The sequence below is a fragment of the Streptomyces sp. CRN 30 genome, from assembly GCF_034105845.1.
Genome location: NZ_JAVRHI010000449.1, coordinates 1 through 9,664, shown reverse-complemented (window position 1 = coordinate 9,664; position 9,664 = coordinate 1). Strand labels below are relative to the sequence as shown.

The 9,664-nt window shown below is 72.4% G+C and carries 9 protein-coding genes and 1 pseudogene; 1 reads left to right on the top strand and 9 read right to left on the bottom strand.

All coding sequences use genetic code 11. The annotated features are described in order from the left end of the window. From UW392_RS51405 to UW392_RS51365, 9 genes and pseudogenes are all read right to left on the bottom strand, one after another. Positions 1-317, bottom strand: a pseudogene (locus tag UW392_RS51405) (alpha/beta hydrolase); the annotation flags it as partial. Positions 318-361: 44 nt separating this feature from the next. Next, on the bottom strand, positions 362-1,705 hold the full coding sequence (locus UW392_RS51400) for an LLM class flavin-dependent oxidoreductase (protein WP_320782332.1): 1,344 nt from the start codon (positions 1,703-1,705) through the stop codon (positions 362-364). A gap of 51 nt (positions 1,706-1,756) precedes the next feature. Next, positions 1,757-2,593: an ABC transporter ATP-binding protein gene (locus UW392_RS51395; protein ID WP_320782331.1), complete on the bottom strand. Its 837-nt coding sequence runs from the start codon at positions 2,591-2,593 to the stop codon at positions 1,757-1,759. Continuing rightward, a complete protein-coding gene (locus UW392_RS51390; RefSeq protein ID WP_320782330.1) occupies positions 2,590-3,519 on the bottom strand; it encodes an ABC transporter ATP-binding protein in 930 nt (309 codons plus the stop codon). The genes UW392_RS51395 and UW392_RS51390 overlap by 4 nt, the downstream gene beginning before the upstream one ends. Next, complete coding sequence (locus UW392_RS51385) at positions 3,516-4,397, bottom strand: ABC transporter permease (protein WP_320782329.1); 882 nt, start codon at positions 4,395-4,397, stop codon at positions 3,516-3,518. The genes UW392_RS51390 and UW392_RS51385 overlap by 4 nt, the downstream gene beginning before the upstream one ends. Positions 4,398-4,400: 3 nt before the next feature. Next, positions 4,401-5,435 (bottom strand): ABC transporter permease, encoded by a 1,035-nt coding sequence (locus tag UW392_RS51380; protein ID WP_320782328.1) that lies wholly within the window; start codon positions 5,433-5,435, stop codon positions 4,401-4,403. Further along, a complete protein-coding gene (locus UW392_RS51375) occupies positions 5,432-7,015 on the bottom strand; it encodes an ABC transporter substrate-binding protein (protein WP_320782327.1) in 1,584 nt (527 codons plus the stop codon). The genes UW392_RS51380 and UW392_RS51375 overlap by 4 nt, the downstream gene beginning before the upstream one ends. Before the next feature lie 554 nt (positions 7,016-7,569). Then, positions 7,570-8,514 (bottom strand): DsbA family protein, encoded by a 945-nt coding sequence (locus UW392_RS51370; RefSeq protein ID WP_320782326.1) that lies wholly within the window; start codon positions 8,512-8,514, stop codon positions 7,570-7,572. Continuing rightward, positions 8,511-8,945 (bottom strand): Rrf2 family transcriptional regulator, encoded by a 435-nt coding sequence (locus tag UW392_RS51365; RefSeq protein WP_320782325.1) that lies wholly within the window; start codon positions 8,943-8,945, stop codon positions 8,511-8,513. The genes UW392_RS51370 and UW392_RS51365 overlap by 4 nt, the downstream gene beginning before the upstream one ends. 151 nt (positions 8,946-9,096) lie before the next feature. Here UW392_RS51365 and UW392_RS51360 point away from each other — a divergent pair, with 151 nt between their 5' ends. Continuing rightward, on the top strand, positions 9,097-9,603 hold the full coding sequence (locus UW392_RS51360; RefSeq protein ID WP_320782324.1) for a cupin domain-containing protein: 507 nt from the start codon (positions 9,097-9,099) through the stop codon (positions 9,601-9,603). Positions 9,604-9,664: the final 61 nt, after the last annotated feature.

The window sequence follows — 9,664 nt, the reverse complement described above, 5'->3', positions numbered from 1 at the left end:
AGGAGGGCCGCGACCGCGGCGGCTCCGGTGTCGGCGCCCACCAGGACGACGGGGCGGGCGGCCGCGTCCGTCCCGTCGTCGGCCGCGGTGCCCTCGACGGCCTCGGCGAGGGCGGCGCCCAGGCGGGCCAGGGAACCGCCGAGGTCCTCCGGGTCGAGTTCCGGCGCGTCGACGACCCGGACGCGGTACGCGTCGGCGGCGAGCCGCCTGCCGAGCCGGGTGTACGTCGCCCGGGTCTCCCCCCGGCCGGGCACGACGACGATCGTGCCGCGGACCAGGAGGCCCTCGGGGCCGTGGTGGTCGGTGTACTCGGTCATGTCCTCGAGCTCCTGCGTGGTGCGGTGCGGTGGTATGTGGGCTCTCAGGCGTCGGCGAGGCGGCGCGCGGCGGTGTGGCGGTTCTCCGGGACGGGCAGCCCGAGGTTGCCGCGCAGGGTGTCGGCCGCGTACTCGGTGCGGTACAGCCCGCGCTTCTGGAGGATCGGGACGACGCCGTCGACGAAGAGGTCGAGGTCGTCGTTGTTGCGGAAGGCCAGGTTGATGCCGTCGAAGGTGCCGGCGTCGAACCACTGCTCGATGGTGTCGGCGACGGTCTCGGGCGCCCCGACGAAGGGCGAGCGGCGGAACTCGCCGAGCGACTGGGCGACCTGGCGCAGGGTGAGGTTCTCGGCCCGCGCCCGGTCGATGATCTTCGAGGCGTTGGTGCGACCGCCCTTCTCGGCGAGGTGCGCGACGTCCGGGAACGGCGCGTCCAGGTCGTGCGCGCCGAAGTCGTACGCGCCGAAGGACCGCCCGAGGAGCGCCAGGTGGCGGTCGAAGTCGTTGTCCTCCTCGAAGATCTCCCGCTCACGGCGCCGGGCGGCCTCGTCGGTCGCGGCGACGACCGGGCCGCCGTGGATGAAGATCTTGATGTGCTCGGGGTCGCGGCCGTACGCGGCGGTGCGCTTCTTGATGTCCGCGTAGTACTCCTGCGCCTGCTGCAGGGTGCCGCCGGGCGCGTAGATGCCCTCGGCGACCCGCGCGGCGAGGTCGCGGCCCTCCTCCGACACCCCGGCCTGGAAGATGACCGGCTGGCCCTGCGGCGAACGGGAGACGTTGAGCGGTCCGGCGACCTTGAAGTGCTCGCCCTCGTGGTTCAGTTCGTGCAGCCTGGCGGGGTCGAGGAAGACGCCCCGCTCGACGTCCGCGGGGAAGGCGTCGTCCTCGTAGGAGTCCCACAGGCCACGGGCTACCTCGACGAACTCCAGGGCGCGGCCGTAGCGGGTCGCGTAGTCGAGGTGCTCGTCGAGCCCGTAGTTGCGGGACGTGCCGGTGTCGAAGCTGGTGACGACGTTCCAGCCGGCCCGCCCGCCGCTGATGAGGTCGAGGGAGGCGAAGCGGCGGGCGAGGTTGAACGGCGAGTTGTACGTCGAACTCGCCGTGCCGACCAGGCCGATGTGCCGGGTGTGGGTGGCGACCGCCGACAGCAGGGTCAGCGGTTCGAGGCGGTTGAGGTAGTGCGAGGGATAGGTGGCGTTGATGAACTGGCTGTCGACGATGAACAGCGCGTCGAACAGGGCGTGTTCCGCGGCCTGCGCCTGCCGTATGTAGTAGTTGATGTCGATGCTGGCGTTCGTCGCGACGCGCGGGTCCTTCCACAGGCCGTGCTGGCCGGGGCCGCCGACGCCGTAGGGGTGCAGCGCGAGGTGGATCGTGCGGGACGTCATGGCAGTGGGGTTCCTGTTCTTTCCGATGGACACGGGGACGGCAGTGGTGGGTCAGGCGGGGAGCAGCGCGCGGAGGGCCTCGCGTTCGGCCCGGTCGGCCGGGGCGCCGCGCAGGGTGGGCGCGGAACCGACGAGGAGGCGCGTGTAGGGGTGCTGCGGACGGGTGACGACGTCGCGGGCGGTGCCGTCCTCGACCAGTTCGCCCCGGTAGAGCACGGCGATGCGGTCGGCGACCCCGGCGACGGAGCCCAGGTCGTGGGAGATGAAGACGAGGGAGACCCCGGTGTCGCGCAGTTCCTTGAGGATCTCCAGGACCTGGACGCGGTTGGCCGAGTCCAGGGCGCTGACCGGTTCGTCGAGGATGACCAGCCGCGGCTCGGTGACCAGTGCGCGGGCCACCGCGACCCGTTGGCGCTGCCCGCCGGACAGCTCCCCGGGGAGGCGGCCGAGCAGGTCCTCGGCCAGGCGCACGCGTGGCAGGAAGGCGCGGACCCGGCCGGCCGCCTCCCCTCGTGCGACGCCCCGGACGAGCAGGGGCTCGGTCAGGGAGTCCTCGATGGTCAGGTCCGGGTCGAGGCTGCGCAGCGGGTCCTGGAAGACGTACTGGACGACTCCCCGCCGGCGCAGGGCACGCCACTGGCGCTCCCCGTACGCGCTCACGTCCTCCCCGGCGACGGTGATCGCACCCGCCGAGGCGGGCACCAGGCCGAGGACGGCCCGGGCGAGGGTGGACTTGCCGGACCCGGTCTCCCCGATGAGGCCGACCGTCTCACCGGGCGCGACGTCCAGCGAGACGCCGCGCAGGGCGTGGCGGCGGCCGCGCCGCCGGCCGTAGTGGACGTCGAGTCCGGTGACCCGCAGGACCGGTTCTTCCGTCTCGGTGGTCACGCGTCCTCCTGTGCCGGTGCCGATGTCGGTGCGAGGAACTTCTCCAGGCCGTACTGCTCGTGCTCGCTGACCAGCAGCCGGGTGTACTCGTGCTGCGGGTCGTACAGCACCCGCTCGGTCGGGCCGTGCTCCACCACCTCGCCCTGCCGCATGACCAGCACCTCGTCGCACAACTGCGCGACGACGGCCAGGTCGTGGGAGACCACCACGAGGGCCAGTCCGGTCCGCTCCCGCAGGTCGGCGAGGAGGTCGAGGATCTCGGCCTGCACGGTGACGTCGAGTGCCGTGGTGGCCTCGTCGGCGATGAGGACCTGCGGGTCCGCGGCGATCGCGGCGGCGATCAGGACCCGCTGGAGCATGCCTCCGGACAGCTCGTGCACGTACTGGGTGAAGACGAGCTCCGGGTCGCGCAGGTGCACGGCCCGCAACAACTCGACCGCCCGGTGGCGGGCCTCACGCCGCTTCAGCCCCTTCTTCGCCCGGAGCACCTCGGCGATCTGCGCGCCGACCCGGATCGAGGGGTTGAGGTAGGAGGCCGGGTCCTGGAAGACGGCGCTGACGGTGGCGCCCCGCAGCTCCGTCCACCGCTGGGGGGTCAGCTCGCGTATGTCGGTGCCGTCGATCTCGACGGAGCCGCCGGTGATCTCGAAGTGCGGGGGCAGGATGCCCAGCGTGGCGCGGCAGGTGAGGGTCTTGCCGCTGCCCGACTCGCCGACGATGCCGACGGTACGGCCCGGGGTGAGGTCGAAGCTGACGCCGTGGATGATCTCGCGGCCGGTGGCGCCGTCGGTGATGTGCAGGTCGCGCACGGACAGCACCGGGGCGGACGTCTCCTCGGGCGCTTCCGCTTCCTCCGTCTTTCCCTTCGTCTTTCCCTTCGCCTTCTCTTTCTCTTTCGCGAGGAGGCTTTCGGAGAGGGGTGTCATCGCGTACCTCCGGCGGGGGCGGGGGCGGCCTTGTGCAGGCGGGCCTTGCGGTGGTCGATCAGGGCGCGGCCCGCTTCGCCGGAGACGTCGCGGATCGCGTCGGCGAGCAGGTTGCAGGCCCAGACGGTGACCATGATGAGCAGCGCCGGGACGAACGGCGCCCAGGGCCGCTGGCCGAGGTAGCCCAGGTCGGAGGCGAGCAGGCCGCCCCAGGTGGGGTCGGGCGGCTGGACGCCGATGCCGAGGAAGGTGAGGCTGGAGACGATGACGAAGCCGGTGCCGATGGTCTGGGCGAGGGCGACCGCGATCGGCGGGAGCACCTTGACCCAGACGTGGCGGCGGACGACCCAGCCGACGGAGGCCCCGGAGATGACGGCGGCCTCCACGTACTGCGAGCGGGCGACGCCGAGGGTCGCGGCGCGCGACACCCGGTAGAAGAGCGGGGAGACCAGGACGCCGGTGACGAGCATGGCCTGGGTGATGCCGTTGCCGAGCAGGGCGATCACGGCGACCGCGAACAGCAGGAACGGCAGGGCCACCAGCGTGTCGGCCAGCCGGAGGGTGATCCACTCGAAGGTCCGGCCGAGGTAGACCGAGAGGATGCCCGGGATCGCGCCCACGACCAGTGCGGTGAGCGCCACTTCGAGGGAGCCGAGGACGCTGATGCGGGAGCCGTCCAGCAGGCGGCTCAGCACATCGCGGCCGAGGTGGTCCGTGCCCAGCCAGTGGGCGCCGGACATCCCGGCGAGGGCGTTGTCGCTCTGGGCCAGCGGGTCCTGCGGGGCGAGCAGCGGTCCGAGGACGGCGAGCAGGGCGATCACGGCCAGTACGGCGACGGCGATCCGGCCGGACGTGAGGGAGAGGACGCGGCGCACCATGGCTCACACCCCCCTCTGCGAGGCCGGCGTGACGCGCGCCAGCACCAGGTTGACGATCAGGTTGAAGGCGACGACCAGGACGATCGACACCACGAGGACGCCCTGCACGGCGGGTACGTCGCCGGCCTGGGCGGAGTCGTTGGCGAACCGTCCGAAGCCCTGCAGGCCGAAGATCCACTCCGTGACGACGGAGGCGCCGACCAGGGCGGGGAACTTCAGGCCCAGCGTGGCGAGCGCGGGGCCGAGGCCGTTGCGCAGCACGTGCGTGAAGAAGATCCGTCGGGGGCTCAGTCCCCGTACCACCGCGCCCGTCACGTAGTTCTCCCGGTAGGCCGCGACGAGGCTGCCGCGCAGCTGGCGGGCGACGTCGGCGACGACGTCGAAGCTCAGTGCGATCGCCGGGAGGGTGATGTGCGCGAGCCACTGTCCGACGCCGCCCTGCTGGGCCGGTACGTAGCCGGCGGAGGGGAACCAGCCGAGCCCGACCGCGAAGACGGTGACCAGCACGATGCCGACGACGAAGGCGGGCATCACCGACATGACGGTGACGAAGCCGGTGACGGCCCGGTCGATCCAGGTGGTGCGCCGCAGCGCGGCCAGCGTGCCGAGGGCGAAGCCCACGACCACACCGATGACGAGGGCGAACACGGCGACCGACAGACTGACGCCCAGTCCGAGGCCGATCAGGGTGGAGATGTCGGCGCCGTTGGTCCAGCTGGTGCCGAGCTCCCCGTGCAGCAGGCCCGTGAACCAGTCGCCGTACTGGGCCAGGAAGGGCCGGTCCAGGCCCCACTGGGCCTCGACCCTGGCGATCGCCTCGGGCGTCGCGTTCTCACCGAGCTGGATGCGCGCCGGGCTGAGCCCGCTCAGCGAGCGCAGCGCGAACGTCACGAACGTCGTGACCAGGAAGACGGGTACGAAGACGGCGACCGACCGGGCGAGGACGCCCAGGACGCGGCCCACCGTGTGCCGGAGCCTGGTCCGGGCGACCGCGCCGCGCCGGAGGGCGGGCGCGGCCGGTGCCTCAGCCGTGGTCACGAGCCCGCCCCGTTGATCGTGACGCCGGTCCAGTCGATGTGGGCCGGGTTCTGCGGCAGGTCGGAGACCGACGTGCGCTTGGCGATGAGGTTGGGCTGGGAGTACGTGAAGACGAGCGCCTTGCTCTCCAGGCCCGCCCGGGTCGCCGCCTGCAGGTTCGCCTCGTACTCCGGCGCGTCCAGCGGGGTCTGCCGGGCCTTGGCGACGGCGGCCTCGAAGCCGTCCGGCTGGTAGGGCGAGCTGAGGTTCAGGGGTCCGTCGGGGCCGAAGTGCGCGGTGAGGGTCTGCACCGCGGAGTCGCGTCCCGTGGTCGAGTACAGGGAGAAGGTCAGGTCCTTGGCGAAGAACGGGGTGGCCCAGTTCTTGTCGATCTTGATGTTCACGGTGATGCCGACCTTGGCCAACTGTGACTGGACGATCTCCGCCTGCGGGTCCTCCTCGGGGATGACCAGGTCGAGCTTGATGTCACCCGCCCCGTAGCCCGCGTCGGCGAGCAGCTCCTTCGACTTCTCCGGGTCGTACGGGTACGCGTCCTCCGACTCGGGGTCGTAGGCCACGTATCCCTTCGGAAAGGGCTGGTCGGTGGTCTCTCCGTGGCCGAACGTCAGCTTGTCCACGAACTCCTGGCGGTTGACGGCGTGCCGGACGGCGTCGACCACCTTGTCGTTGTCGAAGGGTGCCTTGTTGATGTTCAGGCTGATGTTGGAGGCGTTGAAGCCGGGATGCACGGAGACGTCCAGGCCGGCCTTCTCCGCGGCCGCCGCCTGGCTCGGCGCGATGTCGGCGAAGTCGTAGACGCCGGTCCGCAGTCCGGAGACGACGGTGGAGGCGTCGGGGGCCGAGGTCAGCTCCACGTTGTCGATGTGGATGTTCTCCGCGTCCCAGTAGTCCGGGTTCTTCTTGAACACCGCCCTGGTGCCCGGTACCACCTGGGTGGCGGTGAACGGCCCGGCGCCGACCGGGTTCTGGTCCAGCTTCTCCGGTGACGCGGCCGCCTTCGGGCTGGCGATCTGCAGGACGCGCTGACCGAGCAACTGCGGTATCTGGTAGTCGACCTGACTGAGGTGGACGACCGCGTCCAGCCCCTTCGCCTCGACCTTCTCGATCGAGGTCAGGTCACCGAAGAGCGCGGAGTTCTCCTGCTTCTGGGCCCGTTCGACGGCGGCCTTGACCGCGGCGCCGTCCACCGGCTCGCCGTCGCTGAACTTCAGGCCCTCGCGCAGGTGGAAGGTGACCTGGTCGCCCTTGTCGTTGTACTCCCAGCTCTCGGCGAGGTCCGGGACGGCGTCACCGTTCTCGTCGGTGCGGGTCAACGAGGCGTACGCCATGGAGAGGATGCGGAACTGGGCGCCACTGCCCCCCACCACCGGGTCCCAGTGGGTCGGGAAGTAGCTGGAGGTCCACCTAAGCGTGGCGGCACCGCCCGGTGAGGTGCCGGTACCGCCGGCGCACGCGCCGAGGGCGGGGACGAGCAGAGTGACGAGGGCGGTGCCGAGGGCCGCGGGACGCAGGCGGCCGGTTCCTCGTGCGGGTCGGAGGGCCAGTCTGGGACGGCGGCGGAAGCTGGGTCGTCCGGTCATCTCATTCTCTCTGGGACGGCTCCGACCCGCGTCGCGTCAGGGCGGCGGGATCGGGGAGCGGAGTTGATGCGCCCTCGCGCCGGGCCCGCGCCGTACCCCTGCCGGTACCCGTGCCGGATTCCGTGTCCGGACACGGACCGGTGCGCACTCGAACGGGCATGCGGAAGCGGGCTGTCGGCGCACAGGTCGGGTACGCCGCGCTCGGGGCATGACGCGTCGGCGGGTCAGCGGGCGCGGAGCGGGACGCAGTACGGGAAGCGGTGCGGGGCGGCGATGGAACGCGGAGGGCGGGGGCTCGGGGCGGACGGGCGGGGCCCGACCGGGAGCGGGCGGCGGGTACCGGCGGAAGCGGTCAGGCGCCTGCGGGCCGTGGGCGGCTGTCGGTCAGCGACAGAGGGCGCTACAGGTGCGCCGCAGATCCACGTAGCGGCACACCACACCGGGGTGCGTCGTGAGCATGCTGCACATCCTGGGGGGAGCCGTCGGCGCCTGTCAATGGACACCATCTGGTGTCTCATTCGGCGGGACGATCGAAGCCGCTGATCAGAGGCTCGTCAGGGCACGGCGGGAGCGTCACACCGGACCGCCGGGTGCACCTCGGCCTCCTCGGGATGCAGCCACAGGGGACCGTTCCCGGTCTCCACCCGGACCGCGTGCGGCGGGGGCCACGGGCCGTCCGCCAGCAGCCTCCGCTCGGGATCGGTCATGCTGCGGTGGCGCAGCAACGCCTGTGCCGGGGGCAGGGGTCGCGGCGGGGGCACCAGCCCCGGGCACAGCTCCTCGACGGCCGACGCGTACTCCTCGAACGTGCGCCAGCCGGGCACCGCCCGGCACCCGGCGGGGGCACGGACCAGCAGAGTGGGCAGCGCGTACCGGTGGCCGCCGTCATCGGTCCCCTTGGCGGCGCCGGGATGCGGCGTCCCGCCCCGCACGGAGAGCACCTCGGCCACCGGACGGCGCGCCTCGGCGTGGTCGGCGCGCACCCGCTCCAGCACCGCCTCCGACGCGGCGTCAGCCGACAGCCGCGCCAGGTCCAGGCCCGGCGTGCCCCGCACCGCCCACAGCGCCAGCGCGGGTGTGTCCGCGGGTTCCCCGAGGACGAAGACGGTCTCCCGCAGCCGGCGCAGCACCCGTTCGGCGACCTCGCCGCCCTGGAGTTCGGCCGCCGCGGCGACGAGCGAGGACGGCCAGGAGCTCGCCGCGACCCGGCTCAGACGCTCCGCGCGGGGGGCGCGGGTGTGCGCGCTGATCTCCTCGACGTAGCGCGCGTACCAGGCGGTCTCCGCCGCCGGGTCGGGCGGCGGGTCGTCGTCGTGGTCGAAGAGGACGCAGTACGCGCGGCGCCAGCGGACCCGTCCGGCGAGCGCGGCCCGCAGCCGGCGGAAGACGGGCTCCGACCCCCAGGCCCAGGGACACAACGGGTCGGTGTACTCCACCACTTCGACCGTCGGCGGGCCGGGGACGGCCGCCGAGCGGCCCCCGTCCGGGCCGGTTGTCACGCGACCCCCGTCCGGGCCGGCCGTGCGGCCGCTTCGGCGGGGAGCAGCGCGGCGATGGTCGTTCCGCCCAGCACCGCCGCCGCGTCCGCCTCCACCTGCCGCCAGATCCCGGGCAGTCCCGTCGCGGGACCGGGATAGTCCAGGCCGGCCAGGGACTCACCGCGCAAGGTGATCAGCTCGCCGTCGACGGCACGGGCGACGTCCAGGAGCGTGATGTCGTCGGCGGGCCGGCCGAGCCAGTAGCCGCCCTCGCAGCCGCGCTGACTGCGCACCAGACCGGCCTTCCGCAATTCGCCCACCACGGATTTCAGGAACCGGAACGGGATCTCCTGCGAGGAGGCGATGGCCTCACAGGAGAGCGGGCGGGCGGGTTCACGGGCGAGCTCCAGGAGGGCCCGTGCGGCGTAGTCCGCCTTCGCGGAGATATGCATGCGCCCATCATGCCCGACGGGCCGTCCGCGACCAGGGGCTCCGCTTCTTCCGCCCCCCTTCGCCACGGAGACATTGCGGGAACGTTTCCGCAGGTGAACGACAAAGGACACCTCTTGACATCCTTTTCGGGACCGTCCTAGCGTCCCCGCCATGAGCCAGCCGTTGACGACCCCCGGTGAGGGCTTCCACCCCCACCTCCACGACACCCCGGACCGCCCGGCGGCCCCCCTGCGCACCCGCCTGCACCACATCCGCGCCGATTCCCTGGACGGCGACACGGCCCAGACCGGGGGCATGCGCAGGTTCGCCGCCGTCAGCGGCAGGGCCGTCGGCTCCGAGAAGCTGTGGATGGGCCAGACCCATGTGGCGCCCTCCACCTCCTCCTCCGACCACCACCACGGTGCGTCCGAGACCGCCATCTACATCGTCAGCGGGCATCCGGAGTTCGTCTTCCTCGACGGCTCGGGCGAGGAGCCCGAGGAGGTACGGCTGCGCACCTCCCCCGGCGACTACATCTTCGTACCGCCGTTCGTCCCGCACCGCGAGGAGAACCCGGACCCCGAGGAGGAGGCCGTGGTCGTCATCGCCCGCAGCACGCAGGAGGCGGTCGTGGTCAACCTGCCGCACCTGCATGCGCTCCGGGCGGAAGACGCCTGACGGGGGACGACAGCAGAGTGCAGGGCGCCCGGGGGGCCGTCCGTACGGACGGCCCCCCGGG

Excerpts from the sequence above, each read along its gene's own strand:
- UW392_RS51375 (WP_320782327.1), bottom strand. The coding sequence starts at position 7,015 with ATGACCGGACGACCCAGCTTCCGCCGCCGTCCCAGACTGGCCCTCCGA.
- UW392_RS51360 (WP_320782324.1), top strand. The coding sequence starts at position 9,097 with ATGAGCCAGCCGTTGACGACCCCCGGTGAGGGCTTCCACCCCCACCTC.
- UW392_RS51390 (WP_320782330.1), bottom strand. The coding sequence starts at position 3,519 with ATGACACCCCTCTCCGAAAGCCTCCTCGCGAAAGAGAAAGAGAAGGCG.
- UW392_RS51400 (WP_320782332.1), bottom strand. The coding sequence starts at position 1,705 with ATGACGTCCCGCACGATCCACCTCGCGCTGCACCCCTACGGCGTCGGC.
- UW392_RS51365 (WP_320782325.1), bottom strand. The coding sequence starts at position 8,945 with ATGCATATCTCCGCGAAGGCGGACTACGCCGCACGGGCCCTCCTGGAG.
- UW392_RS51385 (WP_320782329.1), bottom strand. The coding sequence starts at position 4,397 with ATGGTGCGCCGCGTCCTCTCCCTCACGTCCGGCCGGATCGCCGTCGCC.